Source organism: Halomonas sp. DP8Y7-1, assembly GCF_019801685.1.
GTDB classification, from domain to species: domain Bacteria; phylum Pseudomonadota; class Gammaproteobacteria; order Pseudomonadales; family Halomonadaceae; genus Halomonas; species Halomonas litopenaei_A.
Map to the genome: position 1 here is coordinate 153585 of NZ_JAHVIN010000003.1, position 24680 is coordinate 178264.

Consider the following 24680-nt stretch of genomic DNA (forward strand, 5'->3'; position numbering starts at 1 on the left):
GAATACTTGCCAGCGGCCTGGATCAGGCGTCCAGCTTCTCGAGGTCGCGAACCGCGCCCTTGTCGGCCGACGTCGCCAGCAGCGCGTAGGCCTTGAGTGCCGGTGTCACCTTGCGCAGTCGCGTGATACGAGGCGTCCAGGCCTCCTTGCCACGCTCATCCTGACGCTGGCGGCGGGCTGCAAGCTCCGCATCATCCAGCAGCACGTTGATGGTACGGCTGGGAATGTCGATGCGGATCAAATCGCCATTTTCGACCAGACCGATCGCGCCACCTGCCGCCGCTTCTGGCGATACGTGGCCGATCGACAGTCCCGAAGTGCCCCCTGAGAAGCGGCCGTCCGTCAGCAAGGCACAGGCCTTGCCCAACCCCTTGGACTTCAGGTACGAGGTCGGATACAGCATTTCCTGCATGCCGGGACCGCCCTTGGGTCCTTCGTAGCGGATGACCACGACGTCGCCTTCCTTCACTTCACCGCCAAGGATGTGCTCGACCGCCTGATCCTGGGACTCCACGACGTGGGCCGGCCCTTCAAAGACCAGAATGCTGTCGTCGACACCGGCAGTCTTCACCACACAGCCGCTTTCGGCGATGTTTCCGTGCAGCACGGCCAGACCGCCTTCCTTGGAGAAGGCATGGGCGTAGTCACGAATACAGCCAGTAGCGCGGTCGCCATCGAGACTCGGCCAGCGCGCGCTCTGGGAGAATGCCGTCTGGGTCGGGATGCCGCCGGGCCCGGCCTTGAAGAAGTTGACCACTTCCGCCGAGGGATTGCGCATGATGTCCCACTCGTCCAGTGCCTCGAGCAGGCTGTCGCCATACACGGTGGGCACGGACGTATCGAGCACGCCAGCCCGGTCAAGCTCGCCGAGAATCGCCATGATACCGCCGGCACGATGGACGTCTTCGATGTGGTACTTCTGGGTGTTGGGCGCCACCTTGCACAACTGGGGCACTTCACGGCTCAGACGATCGATATCCGGCATGTTGAAGTCGACGCCTGCTTCCTGGGCCGCGGCCAGCAGGTGCAGAATGGTGTTGGTCGAGCCGCCCATGGCGATGTCCAGGGTCATGGCATTCTTGAACGCCGCCTTGGAGCCGATGGCGCGGGGCAGCAGGTGCGCCTCGTCACCTTCGTAATAGCGCTTGGCCAATTCCACGATGCGCTCGCCGGCGGTCTCGAACAGACGACGGCGATCCGCGTGGGTTGCCAGCACCGTACCGTTGCCGGGCAGCGCAAGACCCAGCGCTTCTGTCAGGCAATTCATGGAGTTGGCGGTGAACATGCCGGAGCAGCTGCCACAGGTGGGGCAGGCGCTGCGCTCGACCTCGTTCAGGGTTTCCTCGTCCACCGAGTCGTCGGCGGCCATGACCATGGCATCGACCAGGTCGAGACCGTGATCCAGCAGCTTGGTCTTGCCGGCTTCCATCGGACCGCCGGAAACAAAGATCACCGGGATGTTGAGCCGCATGGCGGCCATCAGCATTCCCGGGGTGATCTTGTCGCAGTTGGAGATGCACACCAGCGCATCGGCGCAGTGGGCATTGACCATATACTCGACACTGTCCGCGATCAGGTCACGGCTGGGCAGTGAATACAGCATGCCGTCGTGGCCCATGGCGATGCCATCATCCACGGCGATGGTGTTGAATTCCTTGGCCACGCCGCCGGCTTTCTCGATCTCGCGGGCGACCAGCTGCCCCATGTCCTTGAGGTGCACGTGGCCCGGGACGAACTGGGTGAACGAATTGGCCACAGCGATGATCGGCTTGTGAAAGTCGTCATCCTTCATGCCGGTGGCGCGCCACAGGGCGCGGGCGCCGGCCATGTTGCGACCGGCGGTAGTGGTTCGGGAGCGATACTCTGGCATGGAATCCTCGTCATTTTTTGTCCACCTGTGGGGCCCTTGGCCGCCAGGCGGTGTCTCGTGTCCAGACCATCGATTCTGTCACGCCGGGGCAGCACTGGAAAGCCTTGCGCGGATACAACGCGTCGCCCCCGGCAAGACACCGGGGGCGAGCAGACATGCTGGAAGCAGCAAAGTGATTGACGTGCCGTTGATCGTCCTCGGCACCGGACAAGCGCTGGCGACGCAGGCGCTGGGGCCTGTCAAACAGGGCCCCAGCGTCCTCGCTCAGTCCATCAACCGAACACGACCTTGGCCACGTCCTGATAGCGGCCGGCAAAGTGTACGGTCATGCCGTCCTTCAGATAGTCGGGCAGCTCGTCATAATCACGCCGATTGGCCTCGGGCAGAATGACTTCGAAGATCTCGCTGCGTCGAGCGGCGATGACCTTCTCCCGAATACCCCCCACCGGTAGCACCTGCCCCGTCAGGGTCAGTTCACCGGTCATCGCCAGATTGCGGTCAATCGGCTGCTGGCGGGCCAGCGACAGCAGCGCAGTGGTCATGGTCACCCCAGCCGAGGGACCATCCTTCGGGGTCGCCCCCTCGGGCACGTGCATGTGCACGAAGCTGGCGTCAAAGAATCCGGCATCGGCACCATATTCGCTCAGGTGCCCCTGCACGTAGCTGTAGGCAATGTTGGCGGACTCCTTCATTACGTCCCCCAGCTGACCGGTCAGCTTGAAGCCACGATCCAGCCCATGCACCTTGCCCGCTTCGATGGATAGAGTGGCGCCGCCCATGGACGTCCAGGCCAGTCCCGTCACGACGCCCTGCCCCTTCATCACCTTTTCCTTACGGAATAGCGGCGCACCGAGAAATTCCTCCAGGTTCTTGAGCGATACCTTGACGGTTTCCTGGTCATTCTCGAGCAGCTTTACCGCAGCCTTGCGCACAATGCGGTGAAGCTGCTTCTCCAGCTGGCGTACTCCCGCTTCACGGGCATAGCCCTCGACCACCTGGCGCAGCGCCGCCGCCGTCAGGTTGATGCGCTTCTTCGGGATATTGTCCCGCTTCAGCAGCTTGGGCCACAGATGATGGCGGGCAATCGCCTGCTTTTCCTCAGCGATATAGCCAGACAGCCGAATCTGCTCCATCCGGTCCAGCAGCGCCGGCGGGATCGAATCCAGCGTATTCGCGGTGCACACGAACAGCACCTTGGACAGGTCGAGGCGCACGTCCAGATAGTGATCGAGGAAGTCGACGTTCTGCTCGGGGTCCAGCACCTCCAGCAGTGCCGAGGCAGGGTCACCCTGGAACGACTGACCCATCTTGTCGATCTCGTCGAGCATGATCACCGGGTTCTCGACCTCGACCTCCTTGAGTGCCTGTACCAGCTTGCCCGGCATGGCCCCCACGTAGGTCCGGCGATGGCCCTTGATCTCGGCCTCGTCACGCATCCCGCCGACCGAGAAGCGGTAGAACTCGCGACCGAGTGCCTCGGCGATGGAGCGGCCGATAGAGGTCTTGCCGACCCCGGGTGGGCCGACCAGCAGCACGATAGAGCCCCCGACGTCGCCCTTGAACGTACCTTCGGCAAGAAACTCCACGATCCGCTCTTTCACGTCGGTCAGTCCGTCATGATCGCGGTCGAGGACCTTGCGGGCATGGGCCAGATCAAGCTGGTCCTGGCTCTGCTGGCCCCAGGGCATGGCGGTCAGCCAGTCCAGATAGTTGCGCGTGGTGCCGTACTCGGGGGAGCCGGTTTCCAGCACCGACAGCTTGCCCAGTTCGTCATCGATACGCTCTTGAACCCGCTCCGGCACCTCGCGCCCTTCCAGGCGAGCCCGGAAGGTATCCACATCGTTCTCGCGATCGTCCTTGGAGATGCCCAGCTCGCGCTGGATCACCTTCAACTGCTCACGCAGGAAGAACTCACGCTGACGCTCCTGCATCTGGGCGTTGACCTGCTCACTGATCTCGCTTTGCAGCTGCGCGACTTCGATCTCCTTGCGCAACAGCGGCAGCACTTTTTGCATGCGTGGAACCACTGGCAGCGTCGCCAGCACGTCCTGCAGCTCCCCCCCCTGCGCCGAGGTGATGGCCGCCGCAAAGTCCGTCAGCGGACCAGGCTCGTGGGGGCTGAAGCGATTGAGATAGTGCTTGAGCTCTTCGCCGTAGAGGGGATTGATCGGCAGCAGCTCCTTGATGCCATTGATCAATGCCATGGCGTAGGCACGGGTCTCGTCGTCCTCGGTATCCACCGGCTCGCGGGGATACGACACCTCGACCAGAAATGGCGGCTTGCGGGACAGCCAGCGCTCGATCTTGAAGCGCCGGACGCCCTGGGCGATGAACTGGATCTGCTGGTCCTCACCCTGCAGCTTGTGCGCTTTCACCGCCGTGCCGATGGTAGGGAAGTCTTCGTAGGACAGCTCTTCCACGCCCGCTTCCCCGACAAACGCAAGGCCTACGGTGTCGTGGGGGGTATTGGCCACCCTCTCGATGGTCTCGGACCAGCGCTCGCGGTTGATCACCAACGGCTGAACCTGGGCCGGAAAGAAGGGACGATTATGGATCGGCAGCAGGTACAACCGCTCCGGCAGACTCGCACTGGCAGGAATCACCGCATGGCTTTCAAGCTGGGACTGACTGTCATCGTCATCGTTCTGACCGTCGTCAGCAGCACCGCCAAGGGGAATCCAGTCCAGCTCATCAGACCGGGAATCACGATCATCGCTCATGGTCACCTCATCCTGAAGTTGGGGCCTTGCCCATATGCTACTCAGGAATGTGGGCGATCGACGCCAAGTTCAAGGCGTGGGGTGACAACCAAGCGCGTTAGTGCGTGCCGGTGCGACAACGCGGGGAGCCATCATCTGGCGTCAGCGGCCCAGCAGCGGCGGCAGCGGGCGTCCATTGATGCGCAGCTGGCCCTTGACCACGTCGATGCCCAGCATCGACGTATCCAGCGGCAATCTCAGCCACAGCGCCACTACGGCAGGAGGTTCACGCCACTCGAAATCGCCGTCCAGGCGTTCCCGAAACTTGGCGCGCATCGAGGGATCATCCAGCGCCAGGGGACTCAACTGATCCAGCTCACGCGGATCAAACACGACAACGCCATCCCCATGCAGGCTCAGCCCGAGCATGGGGCTATCCAGGTTGACGTCGACCAGGTCCAGTCGCGGGGAGTCCTTGAGCAGCTGAGCCAGCGCCCGATCCATGGCCGAATCCGCCGCGGCGTCGTCCAACGATACCGTGCCCAATGCCGTCTTGTGGCGCGCCAGCTCAACGACAGAGCGCAGCGCGTCGGCATTGATTCGGGACAGCTCGATGCTCAGCTCGCCATCCACCAGCATGTCGTTGCCGGAGCGAATTTCGCCAAGCGTCAGATTGCTCTTCAGCCTGAGTTCACTGTCATCCAACTGGGTGTCGGTCTGCAGCACGATCGAGGTGCCGTCCAGATTGACCTGCGGATGACGCAGGCTCAGCGCCTCGATGGTCAGACTGTCCTGCTGATTGAAGTGAAGCGCCCCCGGGGTGTAGGCATAGCGGCTCTGATACTGAAGCGGACCGACCTCGAGTCGGGCCTCACCATCACGCAACTGTACGGAATCAACGGTCATGCGGGTTCGCCAGTCACCGTAGATGCCATCGAAGGCGATCCGCGCACCCGAGAAATGCAGCGAGCGGGGGCCGCTGCGAGGGGGCGACTGGCTGACAATGAAGGGCGCCAGCGCGAGCTCACCCTGGAGGGTACCGCCCAGGGTGCGATAGTGGGCTTCCCAGCGCGGCGGGGCAGCGGGAATGGCATCGCCAAACAGCCGCTCGTCGGCCTCGCCAACATGCAGCTCCACAGTACCGATGACACTGGTATCGAGGACGCCGTGGCGCGCATCGTAGGGCAGCGACAGGTGCCAGGCTCGGCCGATGAGGGGGGCGATATGCAGTACGCCGGATGAGCTCAGCCAGCCTTGCCGGACATCGCTGCGCGAGATGCGCAGGTCGCCCCTGGCTTCCAGGTCGGCCAGCGCACGCGCAAGCTCACGCTCGAACAGCAGGCTGGCGAGGTACTGAGCCACGGCCCAGGCCACCGCCAGCACCACCACTACGGGTACGATCCATCGTTCCTTGCGCATGTTCCTTCCTCTCAGCCAGCGAACGTCTTCCTCTGACGCACCGCTCGCTCAGTGCAACCAGAACCACAGGTGCATGGTGCACCAGGAGTAGACCCCCGCCAAGACGTCATCGACCATGATGCCAAAGCCGCCGGCAACACGCCGATCCGCCCAGCGAATCGGCCAGGGCTTGATGACGTCGAAGACCCGGAAGACAACAAAGCCCCACAGTGCCGCCTCCCATGAGAAGGGCACCGCCGCCATGGTCAACCAGTAGCCGACGAACTCATCCCAGACGATGCCGGAGTGGTCGTGGACACCCAGATCGCGGGAGGTCTTGTCGCATAACCAGACGCCCCACACGAAGGTGATGGCGATCATCACCAGGTACCAACCGAGGGTCAGTTCTGACAATAGCCAGTAGAACGGAATGGCCGCCAGGGTGCCGAAGGTACCTGGAGCAAAGGGCGCCGCCCCACTGCCAAGCCCGAAGGCAAGAAAGTGGGTCGGCCGGTGCCAGACGCTAGCCGGTGCTTTGTTCACGATGTCCCTCCGTGGAAATGTTGCCAGCCAGCCCTGGATGGGATCTTCACGCCCTGTATGCCCGGCGTCTCGGTCAAATGACCGATCGGCGTCAGCTCGATGCCCAGAGCCAGCAGCGAAGCCTTCGCCTGGGCGACCCGTGACGGGGGCAAGGAGACCAGCAACTCATAGTCATCCCCGCCGCATAGCGCCGCCTCAATGGCGGCATCCTGGCCCAGCCTCGCGGCCAGACCGTCGGCCAGAGGCAGCGACGCGCTGTCCAGGACAGCACCGACGCCTGAGGCGCTGAGCACGTGATCCAGGTCAGCCAGCAAGCCATCGGACACGTCGATGGCCGCATTCGCCAACCCGCGCAGGACTTCACCGGCCTGCCAGCGCGCTTCGGGCAGCAGGTAACGCTTCAGCAGAGGCTGCTCCATATCTCGCGCTCCGCCTTGCCATGCGGCAAGACCGCCGGCGCCTCCGCCGAGGGCTCCGGTCACCGCCAGCACGTCACCGGCCTTGGCCCCATCACGGCGCAGTGCCTGCCCGGTCGGCACCTCGCCCATGACGGTGACACTGATGGCGCGCTGACCGCGGGTCACATCTCCGCCGACCAGCACCATACCGGCGCTATCGCACACAGCATGGAAGCCACGAGCGAATTCTGCCACCCAGTCGTCGTTGGCGTCAGGCAGGGTCAATGCCATCAGACACCAGCGTGGTCTGGCGCCCATGGCCGCCAGATCACTGAGACTGACAGCCACGGCTCGATGCCCCAGCGCAGCGGCGGGCGCACCTGGCGGAAAGTGCTGCCCCTCGACCGACGTGTCGACGCTGACCACCAGCTCATGGCCCGGGGTGGGCTGCATCAGGCTGGCATCGTCACCGACGCCCAGGCTTACGCCGGACGCGTCAGCAGACCCGCGTCTCGCCGGTGCCAGCCAGCGCTGGATGAGTTCGAATTCTCCGTACATCAGCAGCGACCTTCAGCGGCGACGGGCACTGACCTCGGCACTTCTCAGCTTGATCGCCAGCTTGTCGAGAATGCTGTTGATGTACTTGTGCCCATCCGTCGCACCGAACGACTTGGCCAGCTCGACCCCTTCGTTGATGACCGCACGGTACGGCACTTCGAGGCGCCGCGACAGCTCGTAGGCACCGAGGCGCAAGATGGCCAGCTCGATCGGATCGATGTCCTCGAGACGACGGTCGAGCAAGGGAGCGATGTCCGCGTCGAGCTCCTTGCGATAGCGAGCGACGTTGTGCAGCAGCTCATGGAACAGCGCCAGGTCGGCGATTTCCATCACCTTGAGCCAGTTCTCATGGGTTTCCAGGTCATCATCCGGCACCTGGCTGCGGAACTCGGCTTCCACCGCGCTGATCGATTTCTCGGTCATCTGCCACTGGTAGAGTCCCTGCACCGCCAGCTCGCGGGCGGCACGACGGGATTGCTGAGCCTTGGTCGGCGCACGCTGTTCACGGCTCATGCGGAGGTCTCCTCGCCATCGTCACCAAAGTGGCGCAACAGGGAGACCATTTCCATGGCGGCCATGGCCGCTTCGGTTCCCTTGTTGCCTGCCTTGGTACCGGCACGCTCGATCGCCTGCTCGATGGAGTTCACGGTCAGCACGCCATTCGCCACCGGCGTGTCAAAGTCGAGCTGAAGACGCGACAGGGCCGAGTTGCACTCGCCGGCCACGTGCTCGAAGTGAGGCGTGCCACCGCGGATGACGGCGCCCAGGGCGATCACCGCGTCGGGCTTGGCCACCTGCAACACCCGCTTGACGGCCAGAGGCAGTTCCCAGGCGCCAGGAACATGAACGATATCGATCATCTCCATGTCCACGCCATGGCGCACCAGGCTGTCCACAGCGCCTTCCACCAGAGAGTCCACCACATGGTGGTTGAAGCGGCCCACGACGATCACGTAGCGGCCCTGAACCTCGACAAAGCTGCCTTCGACTTGGGAGATAGGTTGCATCTTGAAATTTCCTGAATTCGCCGGCACCTGGCCGGCAGTCGGGGATAATCCCCTAATGGATAGCCGAATCCCCAGGTGATGCCTTGGGGCATCGCCTGGGAATCATCATGCGTCTAGATCAGTGGGCGACACGATGTCCACCACTTCCAGGTCAAAGCCTGACAGCGCCGAAAACTTCCAGGGGGAGCTAAGCAGGCGCATCTTGCCTACTCCAAGCTCGCGCAGGACCTGGGAGCCGGTGCCGATGGTCAGGTAGTTGCCCGACCCGTCCGACTCACTGCCGCGGGCAGTGCGGCGGCGCTCGAGAAAGACCTGTAGCAGGTCGTTGAGGTCCTGGCGGGAGCGCATGTCATCGAGTAGCACAAACACGCCGTGCTCGGCTCGCGCCACCTCTTCCAGCGCCTGATGCGCACGCCAGGATGCTTCTTCACCCTTGACCAGGCACATCAGGTCACGCATCTCGTTGGCCAGATGGACGCGCACCGTGGTTACGCCATCCGGTGTCGGGTGTCCCTTGACCAGCGCCAGATGGTGCACCTTGTGGATACGGTCGGCAAAGACGTGGGCCGTCAGCTCGCCAAAGGCAGTGCTGACCGGCAACCGCTCTACCTCTTCCACCGTCTGCTCGTTATGGATGCGGTAGTGGATCAGGTCGGCGATGGTGCCCATCTTGATGCCATGGGTCTCGGCGAAGCGCTCGAGCTCCGGCCGGCGGGCCATGGTGCCATCTTCGTTCATGATTTCACAGATCACACCGCTGGGGTCACACCCGGCAAGCGCCGCCAGATCACAGGCCGCCTCGGTGTGGCCGGCACGCCGCAGCACCCCACCCGGCTCCGCCATCAGCGGAAAGATGTGGCCCGGCTGAACGATGTCCTCGGGGCGCGCATTGCGAGCGCTGGCCGCCTGCACGGTGCGTGCGCGATCCGCTGCAGAGATGCCGGTGCTGACGCCCTCGGCGGCCTCGATGGACAGGGTGAACTTGGTGCCGTAACCAGAACCGTTATCCTGCACCATCAGCGGAAGCTTGAGCTGCTCGCAACGCTCGCGGGTCATCGGCATGCAAATCAGGCCGCGGGCGTGAACCGCCATGAAATTGATATGGCTGGCCTCTACCTTCTCGGCCGCCATGATGATGTCACCTTCGTTTTCCCGGTCCTCATCATCCATCAAGATGACCATGCGGCCTTGACGGATATCCTCGACGAGTTCGGCAATAGGGGCCAGGCCCCCGCTGGAAGACTGCGACATGTGTGCTCCCTGGATCTGAAGTGGCCACACGGCGACGGCGGCCAGAAACGGCCGTCAGGGTACCGTGGGACGCGCCTGGGCGCCAGTGGCGGCGAATGAGAGGGTATGCGGATAACCACGTATCCACGCGGGCACCTGCACCCGCCCCGTATCGGGGCGCTAGAATAATCAGGGCACTAGGTCATCAGGGCTCTAGGTTATCAGGGCTCTGTCATTTTCAGGGCGTTAGCTCAGCGCCCTGTGCAGGCAGGCAGCGCGGGGCGAGCCAAAATTCGCCAGTCCTGGCCCAAGGCGCGAATATCGATGATCTCGAGCGGTCGCTGATGAGCCATCTGGTCAATCCCGCTCAATGACATCAGTCCACGGGCCTCGGGTCCAAGCAGCGTCGGCGCCATGTAGAGGCGCAGCTCATCCACCAGACAGGCATCCATCATGGCACCGGCAAGGGTCGCACCGGTTTCGACCAGCAGCTCGTTGCATCCTTCTTCACGCCCCAGCCAGTCGAGCAGCGTCGGCAGATCTACGCGACCGTCCTCGCCGGCCGGCATTTCCAGTACTCGGGCCCCGCTGCGCTCCAGCGCTTCCCGGCGAGGAGACTCGACGCCTTCGACGCAGACCACCAGGGTCTGACCGGGCTCGCTCAGACAGGCAGCCGCCAACGGCATGCGCAGACGCGAATCGACCACCACGCGCAGCGGCTGGCGACGGGCAATGGTGTCAGCCTGATCGAGCCCCAGTTGCTCGGCTCGCACCGTCAGTCGCGAGTTATCGAAGATGATGGAGTCGACGCCAGTCAGAATCGCGCAGCTCTGGGCGCGCAGGCGCTGCACATCGCGGCGTGCCGCAGGGCCGGTGATCCACTGGGACTCGCCGGAGGCCATGGCGGTACGCCCATCGAGGCTCATGGCCAGCTTCAGGCGCACCCGCGGGCGCCCCTTGGTCATGCGCGATACGAAGCCCGCATTCAAGGTCAGCGCATCGTCCTCAAGACAACCGACCAGCACCTCGATACCTGCCTCACGCAGCCTCTGGATGCCACGCCCTGCGACCTGAGGGTTGGGGTCCTGCATGGCCACCACGACCCGGGCGACGCCCGCCTGGATCAAGGCATCGCAGCAGGGGCCGGTGCGACCATGATGAGAGCATGGCTCCAGCGTCACATAGGCGGTTGCACCACGGGAGCGCTCACCGGCGCCGTTCAGCGCATGGATTTCCGCATGGGGCTCACCGGCACGCTCATGAAAGCCCTCGGCCAGCCACTCGCCGTCCTTGACCAGCACGCAACCGACACGCGGATTCGGCATGCTGGTGTAGCGGCCATGCTCAGCCAGGCGAAGCGCTCTCGCCATCCAGTGGGCATCATGGCCAGGGGCTGACGCCGGAGGTGCATCGTCGCGGCTCATGACGGCTCCTCATTGTCGGGGGTGAAGTTCGGCTCCTGAGCCAACCGGTCAATCTCGGCACGAAACTCGTCGATGTCCTGAAATCTGCGGTACACCGAGGCGAAGCGAATGTAAGCCACCTGGTCCAGGCGCTTGAGCGCGTTCATCACTTCCTCACCCACGACCCGCGCCTGGACCTCACGCTCCCCTCGGGCCCTCAGGTTCTGGCGTATGCGCTCCACCGCCGCTTCGATGGATTCCGCACTGACCGGGCGTTTTTCCAGAGCCCTCAGCATGCCCGCTCGCAGCTTGCTCTCGTCAAACACCTCACGGGAGCCATCGGCCTTGACGATCCGCGGCATCACCAGTTCGGCGGTCTCATAGGTAGTGAAGCGCTCCCCGCATCCCGCGCACTGCCGACGTCGACGCACCTGGTCGCCTTCGGCAACCAGCCGGGAATCGGTCACACGAGTCTCTTGAGCGCCACAGAAAGGGCAATGCATAGCGGGCAGTCCGGCAGGAGAAAATGTCGCCATAGTGTAACGGTTGCGGCCTTTTTCGCCCAGCGCAACCGTCCGCCAAGCCCTTTGCGCGATGCCAGTTGGCACGCCCTGTGCTTGATGTTGTGCATTATCCTGCCAATAAGACGTCGGGCACAGGCGCAACCTCCCGCCTCGCCCGCCCAAGGAGGACGCCATGGCCCCACCACTCACAGCGATGGACGCAGACCGCTTCCAGCAGCATGCCAAAGCCTTGCTGACACCTCTTTATGGAGAACGTAGCGAGGAAGTGCTGCGCCGCCTGCTGCGCCTGATCGAAGCGCAGGGCGCCCGTCTTTCGCACCGTCATGGTGCAAGAACCGAACTGTGGAGTGAAAAGGATCAATGGCTGATTCTGTACGGTGATTCGCTGATCGATGAGCACGAATCTCGCTCGGACAGCGGTCAGGAGACGTCGCCCAAACCTCCCCTGGCCGTGCTCGATGACTTTCTTCACAGCCGACTGGCTGGCGTGTTCAGCGGGGTGCACGTGCTGCCCTTCTTTCCCTGGAGCAGCGACGATGGCTTCTCGGTCATTCACTACCGCGAGGTCGACCCGGCCCTGGGCGAGTGGCGAGACATCAGGCGGCTGGCCAGCCGCCACGACCTGATGGTGGATCTGGTCTTGAATCATGTCTCAAGGGAGTCGCTGTGGTTTGCCGACTACCTGGGCGGCAACCTGCCCGGTCGTGACTACTTCATCGAGATGGACCCGGAAACGGATCTCAGCGACGTCGTCCGGCCACGCAGTTCTCCACTGTTGGTGCCGGTCAGTACCCGTCGGGGGGTACGCCATCTGTGGGCCACCTTCTCGGAGGACCAGATCGACCTGAACTTTGCCAACCCCGACGTGCTGATCGAATTCATCGGCATACTGCTGTTCTATCTTCAGCAGGGCGCGCGGATCGTGCGCCTGGACGCCGTCGCCTTCCTGTGGAAACGGCCCGGCACCCGTTGCATTCACCTTCCCGAAACCCACGCTGTGGTGCGTCTGCTTCGCGCCATCGTCGATCATGTGGCTCCCGGCACCTTGATCATCACCGAGACCAACGTGCCTCACGCCGAGAACATCAGCTACTTTGGCCTGGAGCGTGAGCACACACCACCGGATGAAGCCCATCTGGTCTATCAGTTCCCGCTGCCCCCACTGCTGCTGCATACCCTGACCAGCGGTGAGGCCGGCACCATCGCCCGCTGGCTGAACACGCTGCCCGAGCTTCCAGAGGGCTGCAGCTATCTCAACTTCACGGCCAGCCACGACGGCATCGGGGTACGACCGCTGGAAGGCTGGCTCGAGCAACACGAAATCGATGCTCTGGTTGGCTTGATGCAGCGCTTCGGCGGCTTTGTCAGCATGCGCCGCCAGAGCGACGGCAGTGACAGTCCCTACGAACTGAACATCACCTGGTTCGATGCCATGAGCGGCACCCGCCGAGGCCCCGACCCCTGGCAGGTCGAGCGCTTCTTGTTGAGTCAGCACCTGATGCTGGTCCTGAAGGGCATACCCGGGGTCTACATTCACTGTCTGACGGCTACCCAGAATGACCATGATGGCGTCGAGCGCAGCGGGCGCCTGCGCTCCATCAACCGTAAACGCTGGCAGCGCCAGGAACTGGGGATGCTGCTAGACAGCCGGCACACGCCGACCCGTGAGGTATTCGTCGCCCTCACGCGTCGCCTTGAACTGCGTCGTCGAGAGCCTTGCTTCCACCCCGACGCCGCTCAGACGGTGGTGCCAACCGCGCCACAATTGCTGGCCATTCAGCGTGGGCCGATTGCCAGCGGCCGTCGCCTGCTGGCGATCCATAATGTTACCGACCGCCCGCAACCTCTGGTCATGGCGGAACTCGAACGTCCTGGCTGGGAGGACCTGCTGGAGGGCGGCGAATGGCGCCATTGCGATACCCTGGCGCCCTATCGCTCACTATGGCTGGTGCGTCATGATTGAGCGTTCAGGAAACACTGCATCACTGCCTGCACCAACGATTCGCTGCGTTGCGCGCCCCTCGAACGCCTCACCTGTAGCGCAAAGGCTCCGGCGTCTGCGCTGCAGGCGCCTGGCGCTGCTCGGCTGATGACTGCAGCGTTTCCTTTATCTGTAACCCCACCAACCGGGCCGGCCACCGAACTGACCTCTCATCCTGTTGTCCCAGCTGTTGTCACAGCACTGGCCGCCCTACCACCGGGATGATCAGGTCACCTCTGCGCGCCCCTCCGACAACGACATGCGAGCCCGAACACCGATGAGTCAGGACACCCCCCGCCGCCCCGATGCCCCATCGCGCCCGCGTTACCCGCGATCCTTCATGACCCTTGCTGCGGTGGCCTTCGGTCTGCTGCCGCTATCCAGCGTCGAAGCCAAGGATTACCCCGCGCCTATCGAGGCCCTCGAGAAAGAAGGCCTGGAAGTGCATGGAGAATTTGATGCCCCTGGAGGCCTGGAGGGCTACGCTGCCAGCCACCGAGGCCAGCCCATGACAATCTTCGTGACTGCCGATGGCGAGCACGCCATTGTCGGCAACCTGATTGACGGTGAGGCCAACAACCTGTCAGAAGAGCCGCTGGAGCGACTGGTGCAAGGACCTCAGGATGAAGCGGTGTGGCAGGACCTGGCTGACAGCGCCTGGATCGCTGATGGCGACCCGGACGCGCCGCGCACGGTGTACGTCTTCACCGATCCCAACTGCCCATACTGCACCCGCCTGTGGCAGATGACCCGCCCCTTCGTGGAGAGCGGAGAGGTCCAGCTACGCCACGTCATGGTGGGCATACTGGATCCAGCGAGCCCACGCCAGGCGGTCACCATGCTGGCCGCGGACGACCCCTCTGCCGCCCTGGCCGCTCACGAAGGGGGTGATCCGATTACGCCGATGCGCCAGCTACCCCGCGACCTGGAACAGCGTCTACAGAGCAATCATGAGCTGTTCCGAGGCTTCGGCATGGTGGCCACCCCAGGCATGGTCTATCGCCATGATGGCAAGGTCGAAATGACTCAGGGACTGCCGGGACAGGCCCTGTTCGAGACCATCATGGGAAGCGCCAGCCCCTGAGGGGCTGGCACCAGAGCGGACCAGCTCTGTCATCACAGGGGCCTTGCCATGGCGAGGCCCCGTGACAGGCACTCTCCCTCCTAGACATCTCCGGCGTTGTCGGCTTCCACCGCCTGATAAAGGCGCTGTGGAAGATCCGGCAGCGCCGCTCTTACCCTGTTCCAACTGGGAATGAAGGGCTTCTCCCGGGGGTTGTCGAGGAAAGCATTTCCCGCCTCGATCAGATTCGCCGCAAACAGCTCTACGGCCTGCTCTTCGGCGTGGCGATCGAGGCTCAGGCCATTCATGGTGGCATCGTGGTCGTAGGACTCGATCAAATCCAGAGCGAGTCGATAGTAGGTCGCCTTCAGCGTGCGAAAACCCTCGGAGGAGAATCCCACCCCCTGCGTTGCCAGCTTGCGATACAGCGCCTTGGCAATATCCAGGCTCATGCGGTTGAGCCCCGCACTGGCATCATCGGCAGAGACCGGCTGATGCTTGTGATCGTAGACATCGGCAATGTCGACCTGACACAGACGGTTGGTCGAATGGTCACGGTGCACCTCGGACAGCACCCCGATCTCCAGTCCCCAGTCGGCGGGTATGCGCAGGTTGTCGAGCACCTCCGTGCGCATGGAAAACTCGCCTGACAGCGGGTAGCGATAGCTATCGAGATAGTCCAGATAAGGCAGCGGCCCGTGCATGATCTTCAGCGCCCGCAGCAGCGGCGTGACCAGTAGCCGGGACACCCGTCCGTTCAGCTTGCCTTCGGCGATGCGCGAGTAGTAGCCCTTGCAGAACGCGTAGTTGAAGCGTGGATGCGCCACGGGGTACATCAGTCTGGCCAGCAGCGAGCGGTCGTAGGTCAGAATATCGCAATCGTGCAGTCCCACCGCTGCTGTGCGCCCCGATGCCTGGACATAGCCCGCACAAAACCAGACGTTGCGCCCCTTGCCCGGCTGCTGTGGGGCAAGCCCCTCGGCAGACAGGTCGGCGTCGAGCTCGCGCAGGCGAGGTCCATCATTCCACAGGATGCGGTGGTGCTGGGGCAGGCGGGAGAAGAATTCCCGAGCACGCAGAAACTGATCGCGGTCGGCACGATCCAGGCCGATGACAATCTCGGACAAGTAGTCTGCACTCGACAAGGTCTCGACGATCGCATCCAGTGCCGGCCCTTCCAGTTCAGAATAGAGCGACGGCAGGATCAGCCCCAGCGGACGCTGTCTGGCGAACTGCTCAAGGTCCGCCTCAAGCTCTTCGGCAGAACGACGCGTCAGGTTGTGAAAATCGGTAATGATGCCGTTCTGATGGAAATCGCTCATGCGTCGTCCTCTTTTCCGCCAAGATGGTGATGCTGATCGTCTGTCTGCGCGCCCTGGTCTCCCCTGGCCGCTGCCTCGAGGGCCTGAGGGTTCGCTCCCCAGCAATGGGCTACCCCTTCGGCCCAGCCCCGTGGCCCCATCGCTTCACTGCGGTAGAGGTTTGGCTGATCCGGCCGGACATCCAGACCATGCTGGCCGCGAATGACCACCGCGGCGTCGGTTGCCTCCAGCATGGCCACGTCATTGGGGCCGTCGCCCAGGGACAGGGTGGTCGGTCGCTTGCCCTTCAACGCTTCGTAGCGCGCACACAGCCAACGCACCGCCTGGCCCTTGTCTGTGTCCCCCAGCACATGCCAGAAGCGTCCGCCACGGGTCATGCGCAGGCCATCGCCTGCCAGACCTTCGCGAAAGCGTTGCAACAGCGCATCGTCGTCCTCCCACAGCAGCGGCTCGCTGCCTTCGCGCAGGCGCGCCAGGCGTGCCTCCTGTTCATCCAGGCCGGTGAACGCCACGACGTCCTCCAGTGCCATTTCACTCATGGTCAGAAAGCGCGCCGACAGACGCTCCCGCCAGATCGCCACGCGCCGACGAATCAGTCCGATATCGACACCCAGGGTGCGAATGACCAGGCCATCGGGGCCCACTGGACCCTCGCGCCTGGCATGGCACCAGCTGTCGGGCAGGGCGATGACCGCTCCGTTCTCAGCAATAAAGGGCTGATCAGCAAGTCCCAGCGCCTGGCGCAAGCCAAGCAGCTCACTGCGCGTCTTGCTGGTCACCGGAATCACCCCGACACCGGCCTTGCGCAGCGTCTCGAGCCACGGCTGGGCAGGCGCCCAGTCGTAGTCATGGTGGTCAAGTAGAGAGCCATCCAGGTCGGTAAACAGAAGGCGGGGTTCAGCGCTGTCGCCCAGGCAGGGCGTGGCAGTGGCGTGCATGGCAGGGCCTTCGCATCAAAAGAGTTCACCTTGACTCATAGCAAGGGGCACGCCACCGCGTTAAGGAAGATAAATAAAACAGTCACATGCAAAAACATGTGCACAACGAAGCATCCACCGAGGTCAGGACAGGTGCACACCCAGGCACCAACATGGTGCAGTAGCCGGCAGGCTTAGCCGGCCCCCAGGATGAGCCTGCCGCCAGCATAAAAATGCCCCCACGAGCAGGACTCATGGGGGCATTCCGTCGTGCAGGCTACGTCATCAGGCTACGGTTCCTGATGGTGCTTACCCTGCCGCTTTCAGGCGTAGACCGGAAGACGAGCGCAGACTGCCTCGACCTTGGCTTTCACGTCCGCTTCAACGGCCTCGCTGGACTCACCGCTGGCCATGACGTCGAGAATGTCGCAGATCCAGCCGGCCAGGTCGCCGCACTCGGCCTCGCCAAAGCCGCGAGTGGTCACCGCCGGGGTGCCGATACGCAGGCCAGAGGTCACGAACGGGCTCTGGGGATCGCCAGGCACGGCGTTCTTGTTGACCGTGATATGAGCGCGGCCCAGAGCGGCATCCGCATCCTTGCCGGTCAAACCTTGCTTGATCAGGGAGAGCAGGAACAGGTGATCTTCGGTGCCACCGGACACCACATCGTAGCCGCGCTCGATAAACACCTTGGCCATCACCTGGGCGTTCTTGACCACCTGCTGCTGGTAGGTCTTGAACTCGGGCGCCATGGCTTCCTTGAAGCAGATCGCCTTGGCCGCGATCACGTGCTCGAGCGGCCCACCCTGTCCACCAGGGAAGACGGCGGACTGCAGCTTCTTCTCGATGTCGGCATCGTTCTCGGCGGACAGGATCAGGCCACCGCGGGGTCCGCGCAGCGTCTTGTGGGTGGTCGTGGTGACCACATGGGCGTGGGGCAGCGGAGTCGGGTAGACACCCGCCGCCACCAGACCCGCCACGTGGGCCATGTCGACCAGCAGGTAGGCGCCCACTTCGTCAGCGATCTTGCGGAACTGAGCCCAGTCGATGATCTGGGAGTAGGCAGAGAAACCTGCAATGATCATCTTCGGCTGGTGCTCGCGGGCCAGACGTGCCACTTCTTCGTAGTCGATACGTCCGGACTCGTCGATGCCGTACTGGACGGCATTGTAATGCTTGCCGGAGAAGTTGGGACGTGCGCCGTGGGTCAGGTGGCCCCCAGCGTCCAGGCTCATGCCGAGGACGGTATCACCCGGCTTGACCAGCGCCTGGAAGACCGCGCCGTTGGCCTGGGAGCCGGAGTGCGGCTGAACGTTGGCGTAGCTGGCACCAAACAGCTCCTTGGCGTAGTCGATGGCCAGCTGCTCGACAATGTCGACGTACTCGCAGCCACCGTAGTAGCGCTTGCCGGGATAGCCTTCCGCGTACTTGTTGGTCAGCTGGCTACCCTGAGCCTCCATCACGCGGGGGCTGGCATAGTTCTCGGAGGCGATCAGTTCGATGTGGGCTTCCTGACGAGCCACTTCCTTTTGCATGGCATCGAACAGGGCATCATCGAAACCGGCAATCTGCATATCACGGCTGAACATCGGCGGCATAACCTCGCGGCAGGGGAAAGACGACAGAGAATCGTATAAATCGGGCCGCCATAATAGCGCAGCCCATGACCGCTTTCACATGAAAGACCGTCATGAGCTGTTCCATGATTTCTCATCTTGGGGTTAGTTTTACTGAACCACGCCTGAACAGGCCGGTTATTTGGACGCCGACGACGTGGCCGCCGTCGGCGCAGCGACTCATCCTTCCCTTGCGATGCGCCGCTTTACCGCGATTACTCCACCGTGACCTGCATCGACAGCGCGTCCGGCAGACCCATCGGGTCTTCCTTGGCCAGTTTCTGAATATGCTGGCTGGGCGGAAGCTCGGTGGTGATCTGCATGCTGCTGGCTTCGCCCGCCATCATCTTGACGATACCGCTGAGCACCGCCCCGATCTGGGGCCCCATCATGATGCCGAAGCCTTCCGCCTGGGTCCGGAACTGCTCAAGCAGCGCGTCCTCCGAGACTCCCTGGGTCGCCGCGATCACCGGGGCAATCCGTCCGAAGACGCCGAGATCGCCGATATCGAGCGACACATCGCCGCCCTGCAGATCCAGCTCGGTCCAGTCGTTCAGGCCCGCGAAATAGGTCGCGGGGTCCTGGCCCTTGGGAAGATTGACGGGCAGGTCGCTATCGAAACCGATACGCAGGGCGTCACGGGCCGTCATGGTAAAGCGACTGGCCACCTGGCCATTGGATCCCTGTGCTTCCCAGGTACCGTCCATGTCGGCATCCAGGGTCAACTGCCCGGTGCCTCCGGTCAGCACATTGGCGACCATGCGCAGCTGGGTGCGCTCATCCGCCGGTGCCAGCTCGATCATCTTCGCCAGGTCCAGGGCCAGTCCTTCCATGCGACCGCTGTAGGCCCCATCCGTCATGTCGCCATCCGCCACCAGGCTGGCCAAGGAGGCCACCACACGATCGGAATCCAGCGAGAAGTCGGACAGCTCAAGCGCGTCGACGGTCGGCGAATCGCCTTCCATTCCCTTCAAGCCGGTCAGGCTCAGCGACGGCAGGGCAAAGGTCCCGGTGCCCAGGTCCTCGTCACCCTGGAACGCCACCGTCAGGCCCGACAGCACCAGGCTACCGATGGCATCCTGGCTGAGCTCAGTCGCTTCCAGGCTGTCGATATTGATCTGTCCGGGAAACTCGCCCCAGGGCAGGTCCGCGCCCACCGATCCCTCACTCTGGTCCATGACCAGGCCTTCCAGACGAAGCCCCGCCAGGGGATTGTCCTGGCCCCAGGGCAGTTCACGCAGGTCCAGAACCGCCTGACCGGGCTCCTCGAAGCTCAACCGGGTGAGGGTCATGCTCGCGCCACGGTCAATCAGTTCCACCTCTTCCAGCACGACTTCGTCGGGCGACTCGTAGTCACCTTCGACCAGATAGCGAGCAACACTGAGCCGCTCTCCATCAGGGCCCGTCAACACCAGATCCTCGGCGCTGGTGGTGCTGCCGAAGAGTTCATCGGACACGTCACCGATCTCCAGCGTGCCCTCGCCTCCCAGCATCGTCTTGAGGTCCGCTTCAAGACGCTCGGCATCGGCCTGCGCCATACCGGACCCCAGCGCCAGCAGCAGCGCAAGTGGCGCCCCATGGCGCGGTTGAATCAGATACTTCATCGAGGTTCACCTCCCCTGTGAATTCGGTTATCAGCCTTTCAGCCATCTCAACAATTGGCTGTCGCAACGCCTGAGTCGTCCGACCGGTCCATCCGTCCGGTCGCCAGCAAGATGGGCCTGAGTGAATCACTGTAGCCTGTCGTCATGACCGCCGACAGCCTTGTTATGACGCCAGCCCTGACGCCACACTGCTATCACACCACTCTTACACCTCTCGACGACACCTCTCGACCGACTCAGGCACCGTCGCTGTGGTACCCGGCAGACCCGAAGGGATAATCATGCCAAGGGCAGCCTGGCGGCAAGCCGCCGACTGACTTCCTGGATCACCTCCAGCCGCGCCCTGCGCTTGTCATTGGCGTCGATCAGCGTCCACTCGGCACCGGGCACATGAGTCTGGCTGAACATCTCGTCAATCGCCTGCTGGTAATCGTCCCACCGCTCGCGGTTACGCCAGTCCTCATCGGTCAACTTGTGGCGCTTGTGGGGCGTGGCGGCGCGAGCCTCGAAGCGGGCCAGTTGCTCATCCTTGTCGATGGCAAGGAACAGCTTGACCACTACCGCCCCATGCTCCAGCAGACGCGCCTCGAACTGGCGTATTTCTTCGTAGCCTCTACGCCAGTCATCTTCCACGGCCAGGCCCTCCACCCGCTCGACCAGCACGCGGCCGTACCAGGAGCGGTCGAACACCGCGACCCTGCCATCCCTGGGGAGTCGCTGCCAGAAGCGCCATTGCCAGGGATGCAGCAACTCTTCCTCGGTCGGTGCCGCGACCTGGTGCACCTGATAGAGCCGGGCATCCAGGGCAGACGTCAGGCGGTGAATGCCACCGCCCTTGCCCGCCGCATCGTGGCCTTCAAACATGACCACCAGCGGGACTCGCTGGCGCGCGGCGCTGCGGGCCAGTTCCGCCAGGCGGGCCTGAGACTCGGACAGGCGTTCAACATAGTCGCGCTTCTTTAGCCGCGCAGGTGCTTCTCGCTGCACCAGCGCCGCCAGGGAGGGAGGCTGAACCGCCTCCAGCGCCGGTGATGGCTCCACTTCCAGGGCGGGAGGAGGCGTTGTCATGACGTTCTCGAGAAGCTTGGCCACCTGGGACAGCAGCGAGCCGCCAGAACTGGCGTCCAGCTCAATCCAGGGGCTGTGGCGACGGTGGGTGCGCTTGCGCAGGTCCCGCGCCAATTCATCCAGCAGCCCGTGCTGAGCATGTCGCCGCCACTTGTCTTCGGTGACCTGCCAGCGAGTGGCCGGGTCTGCCGCCAGCATCTCGAGCCGTCGGCGTTGACTCTCGGCGTCGATCTGCAGCCACAGCTTGACCAGCTGCACCCCATCGGCCGCGAGCTCGGCTTCGAACTGGCGCATCTGCTCGATACGGTCACTGTAAGCGCCTTCGCCCAGCGCCCTTGAGGCCCGCGCGAGGACCGCGTCGCCAACCCAGCCGTGCACGAACACCCCCAGCCGTCCGCGCGTCGGCAGGCGATGCCAGAAGCGCCACCAGTAGGGACGACAGCGCTCCTCGTCTCCTGGCGCCAGGGCGTGCACCTCCGTCAGCCGGTTCTCCAGCCAGTGGTTGAGCTGATTGATCAGCTCGCCCTTGCCGGTCGCCGCATGTCCCGCGACCAGTACCAACACCGCCCGATCCGCCTGCTGAGCCAGGGTCAGTTGCGCAGACAGCAGGCCGAAGCGCAGCCGCTCTTCGGCCGACATCTTGTTGCTGCCCTGTCGTTTGTCCGGCTTGGCGCGCTTGCGCTTTACGCTCGCCCCTGAAGCGCTCTGCGTACCATCGCCACTGGCTCCCTTCTCGGTCGTTCCCTGCGCAGACTTGCCCATGTTCACTCCTTCGCGGCGGTCGCGACCGCTGCGCTGATGTCGCTTGCCCAGGAACCACTGTGCGCCCTGCCCTGCTCGACAGCTACTCAGCGCTTCCCAACAGCCCAAGGCTTGCCGCAGGCGCTTGGCGCCGCAGGCCTCGAGACAACAGGTGCCCTACCGCCCCCAGGATCAACGCGCCAGACAACGGCACCACCAACCAGATCCATAGATGAAAGCGGGGAGGAAGGTCCAACCACAGCAGGTATAACGCCGCAGTGGCGACCTCGGCCAGCAGTGCGGCCATTAGTCCACTGGCCAAGCCCAGAACGGCAAACTCGGACCACTGCACGCGGTCCAGCAGCCGTCGTCCCGCGCCAAACACGCGCAGTAGTCCACTTTCGTGGGCCCTTACCGGCTGACTGGCAATCAGAGCGGCATAGAGCACGCTAACCCCCGCCAGCAGCACGAACGCCAATACCACCTCGACGGCGCGAGTCACCTGTCCCAGCACGTCGCGCACCTGGCCCAGCAGCGCATCCACATCCAGCAAGGTCACGCCGGGAAAGGACGCCACCAGCTGCCCCAGGTCAGCCTTGCGATCCGCCTCCAGATAGAAGGCGGTGATGAAGCTGTGTCCGAAACGCTCCAGCACTCCCGGCGGGAAGATCACATAGAAGTTGGGCTTGAAGCTGTCCCAATCGAGATCACGAAGGCTGGTGATTTCTCCGACCAGGGTGTCGGCCCCGATACTGAAACTGAGTCGATCCCCAAGCGTTAGTCCCAGTCTCTCTGCCAGCTCACGTTCCACAGAAATGGGGGCTGTCACTGTCTCGGGAGACGACGCGGCTGGCTCAGCGTCCACCTGCGACAGCCAGTCATCTGCGTTGGCTGACGCAGCGAACCACTCACCAGCCACCAGTCGATTGCCGCTTGGCAGCGACGCTCGCCAGGTCAGGTTAAGCTCCCGGCGCAGCGCATTCTCTCCCTGAGCGTCGGCGGGGACGGCCTGCCGCGGGGGCTCGCCATTGATTGCCGTGATTCTTCCTCTGACCATGGGATAGAGGTCACTGGTGGTCTGGGCAATATCACCAAGCTGTCGTTCGAAGGCATCTCGCTCGGTCGGCTGGATATTGATCGCAAAGTGGTTGGGCGTGTCGTCGGGCAGTTGGGCCTGCCAGGTGGTCAGCAGATCCCCTCGCACCAGAGCAATCATGGTCATGGCAAAGAAGGTGACCGCGAAGGCGAGCATCTGTCCAAGACTCGCGGTGCGGCGACGGGCCAGCTGGCGGGCGCCGAGACGCAGGGCATTGGCGACGCTGTCAGGTCGGCCATGTTGCCACCGGGAGACGAGCTTCAGCACTCCGTCAAGTATCAGCCCGGCCAGCCCCCACAGCAGCGCCAGTGCCAGCATTCCGCCCACCAGCAGTCCTGCCGCCAGTCCCAGACTGCCAGAATACAGCCACAGCAATCCGCCAAAGGCCAGCGCTGCCGCCCCCAGCAGGGTCCAGCCGGAGGCCGGCAAGGGGTCAAGCTCACGCCGCAGGACCTTGAGTGCACTGACACGCTTCAATCGCAGCAGCGTCGGCCCGGCGAAGCCCGCCAGCACCGCGACGGCGGTCAAGATGCCAAGCCATAGCGGCAAGATGCCAGGAGGCGGCAGCTCCAGCGGCAGAAAGCGTTGCATCAAGGCGAGCAGCGCCGCCTGGCCTGCCAACCCCAACGCTGCTCCCAACGTACTGGCGACAACAGCCAAGCCCGCCAGCTGCAGCGCAAAGACACGGGTCAGGTCCTGCTGCGATGCGCCGAAGCAGCGCAGCAACGCGGCGGTATCCAGGTGTCGGTCCACATAGCGACGGGTTGCCATGGCAACCGCCACGCCAGCCAGCAGGACAGCAGCAAGGCCGGCCAGGCTGAGGTAGGTCTCCGCCCGCTCCAGGGCCGAGCCAAGACGCGGTCGATCCACCCGCACATCGCGCACCTCGACACCTTCGGCGCGAAGCTGCGCCAGCCAACCGGACAGGGAGGCCACTGCATCAGGCGAACCGGCCGCCAGAATTTCGTACTCGATACGTGAGCCTGGCTGAATCAGGCCGGTGGACTCGACGTCATCGACGTGCATCATCACCCGGGGATTGAAACTGCCGAACCCGGCGGACTGGTCGGCCTCGCGTTCGATCCAGCCAGATACGCGAAAGCTCCCCTGCCCCAGGTCCAGCTGGTCGCCAAGTTCGATATCGAGCAGGGTTTCGAGCCTGGGGGCCAGCCACACCTCACCCGGAGCCGGGCCCGTGGTCAGTTCCTCGGTACCCTGCCCCTGGTCGACCCGTGACGCCCCGTAGAGGGGGTAATCCTGATCAACGGCCTTGATACTGACGGGCTGGAAGGCACCGTCACGACTGGCCATGGAGACCAGGTCGACCTGGTCACTCAGCGTCATTCCTGCCGTTTCGAGGCGCTGACGCACCTCAGCGGTAAAGGGATCGGACTGCTCAAGCACCACGTCCCCGCCCATCATCTGGCTGGCCTGGCGGGTCAGGCCTCGCTCGAGACGATCGAGAAAGAAGCCCATCATGGTGGAGGCAGCCACCGCCAGGGTGAGTGCCACCAGCAGCGCGCGCACATCCCCGGCCCGCAGATCACGCCGCAGCGAGCGCAGTGCCATCAGGCACTGCCGCATGAACACCCGGGCATGACGGCTTCCCGTCCCCTCGGCGGCTGACGCCGATGCTGTGCTG

General features: G+C 63.7%; 18 protein-coding genes. 2 read left to right on the forward strand and 16 right to left on the reverse strand.

The annotated features are described in order from the left end of the window. Positions 1-22: 22 nt before the first annotated feature. The 10 genes from ilvD to nrdR all read right to left on the reverse strand — a co-directional run bounded on the left by ilvD (position 23) and on the right by nrdR (position 11609). Complete coding sequence (gene ilvD / locus KUV41_RS02515; RefSeq protein ID WP_206941146.1) at positions 23-1870, reverse strand: dihydroxy-acid dehydratase; 1848 nt, start codon at positions 1868-1870, stop codon at positions 23-25. Between the two features lie 272 nt (positions 1871-2142). Continuing rightward, complete coding sequence (gene lon, locus KUV41_RS02520) at positions 2143-4590, reverse strand: endopeptidase La (protein ID WP_222484028.1); 2448 nt, start codon at positions 4588-4590, stop codon at positions 2143-2145. A 141-nt stretch (positions 4591-4731) separates the two neighbouring features. Then, positions 4732-5988: a DUF945 family protein gene (locus tag KUV41_RS02525; RefSeq protein ID WP_222484030.1), complete on the reverse strand. Its 1257-nt coding sequence runs from the start codon at positions 5986-5988 to the stop codon at positions 4732-4734. Between the two features lie 48 nt (positions 5989-6036). Then, entirely contained in the window at positions 6037-6510 is a 474-nt protein-coding gene (locus tag KUV41_RS02530) for a phosphatidylglycerophosphatase A (RefSeq protein WP_206941153.1), read from the reverse strand. Then, complete coding sequence (gene thiL / locus KUV41_RS02535; protein ID WP_222484033.1) at positions 6507-7466, reverse strand: thiamine-phosphate kinase; 960 nt, start codon at positions 7464-7466, stop codon at positions 6507-6509. Before thiL ends, KUV41_RS02530 begins: the two co-directional genes overlap by 4 nt. Before the next feature lie 12 nt (positions 7467-7478). Beyond that, positions 7479-7979 carry a transcription antitermination factor NusB gene (gene nusB, locus KUV41_RS02540; RefSeq protein ID WP_206941158.1) on the reverse strand — a complete coding sequence of 167 codons (501 nt, stop codon included), beginning with the start codon at positions 7977-7979 and terminating at the stop codon, positions 7479-7481. Continuing rightward, on the reverse strand, positions 7976-8473 hold the full coding sequence (gene ribE, locus KUV41_RS02545; RefSeq protein ID WP_206941160.1) for a 6,7-dimethyl-8-ribityllumazine synthase: 498 nt from the start codon (positions 8471-8473) through the stop codon (positions 7976-7978). Before ribE ends, nusB begins: the two co-directional genes overlap by 4 nt. Before the next feature lie 105 nt (positions 8474-8578). Then, positions 8579-9724, reverse strand: a complete 1146-nt coding sequence (gene ribBA, locus KUV41_RS02550; protein WP_222484034.1) for a bifunctional 3,4-dihydroxy-2-butanone-4-phosphate synthase/GTP cyclohydrolase II — start codon at positions 9722-9724, stop codon at positions 8579-8581. 230 nt (positions 9725-9954) lie between these two features. After that, complete coding sequence (gene ribD / locus KUV41_RS02555; RefSeq protein ID WP_206941164.1) at positions 9955-11127, reverse strand: bifunctional diaminohydroxyphosphoribosylaminopyrimidine deaminase/5-amino-6-(5-phosphoribosylamino)uracil reductase RibD; 1173 nt, start codon at positions 11125-11127, stop codon at positions 9955-9957. Beyond that, positions 11124-11609 (reverse strand): transcriptional regulator NrdR, encoded by a 486-nt coding sequence (gene nrdR, locus KUV41_RS02560; protein WP_206941173.1) that lies wholly within the window; start codon positions 11607-11609, stop codon positions 11124-11126. The genes ribD and nrdR overlap by 4 nt, the downstream gene beginning before the upstream one ends. Before the next feature lie 193 nt (positions 11610-11802). Between nrdR and KUV41_RS02565 the strand changes: the two genes are divergently transcribed. Both KUV41_RS02565 and dsbG read left to right on the forward strand, forming a co-directional pair. Continuing rightward, a complete protein-coding gene (locus KUV41_RS02565) occupies positions 11803-13593 on the forward strand; it encodes a sugar phosphorylase (protein ID WP_261395887.1) in 1791 nt (596 codons plus the stop codon). A gap of 196 nt (positions 13594-13789) precedes the next feature. Continuing rightward, positions 13790-14695 (forward strand): thiol:disulfide interchange protein DsbG, encoded by a 906-nt coding sequence (gene dsbG / locus KUV41_RS02570; protein ID WP_224908411.1) that lies wholly within the window; start codon positions 13790-13792, stop codon positions 14693-14695. Between the two features lie 80 nt (positions 14696-14775). Here dsbG and KUV41_RS02575 read toward each other — a convergent pair whose 3' ends face one another. From KUV41_RS02575 to KUV41_RS02600, 6 genes are all read right to left on the reverse strand, one after another. Continuing rightward, positions 14776-15996 carry a glycosyl transferase gene (locus KUV41_RS02575; protein ID WP_222162790.1) on the reverse strand — a complete coding sequence of 407 codons (1221 nt, stop codon included), beginning with the start codon at positions 15994-15996 and terminating at the stop codon, positions 14776-14778. Then, positions 15993-16934, reverse strand: a complete 942-nt coding sequence (locus tag KUV41_RS02580; RefSeq protein WP_222484036.1) for an HAD-IIB family hydrolase — start codon at positions 16932-16934, stop codon at positions 15993-15995. The genes KUV41_RS02575 and KUV41_RS02580 overlap by 4 nt, the downstream gene beginning before the upstream one ends. A 302-nt stretch (positions 16935-17236) precedes the next feature. Beyond that, entirely contained in the window at positions 17237-18502 is a 1266-nt protein-coding gene (glyA, locus tag KUV41_RS02585; RefSeq protein ID WP_206941179.1) for a serine hydroxymethyltransferase, read from the reverse strand. Between the two features lie 242 nt (positions 18503-18744). Then, positions 18745-20133, reverse strand: a complete 1389-nt coding sequence (locus KUV41_RS02590) for a hypothetical protein (RefSeq protein WP_222484039.1) — start codon at positions 20131-20133, stop codon at positions 18745-18747. A 279-nt stretch (positions 20134-20412) separates the two neighbouring features. After that, positions 20413-21963 carry a polyphosphate kinase gene (locus KUV41_RS02595; RefSeq protein WP_222484041.1) on the reverse strand — a complete coding sequence of 517 codons (1551 nt, stop codon included), beginning with the start codon at positions 21961-21963 and terminating at the stop codon, positions 20413-20415. Positions 21964-22045: 82 nt separating this feature from the next. Beyond that, positions 22046-24622 carry an ABC transporter permease gene (locus KUV41_RS02600; protein ID WP_206941777.1) on the reverse strand — a complete coding sequence of 859 codons (2577 nt, stop codon included), beginning with the start codon at positions 24620-24622 and terminating at the stop codon, positions 22046-22048. Positions 24623-24680 lie beyond the last annotated feature (58 nt).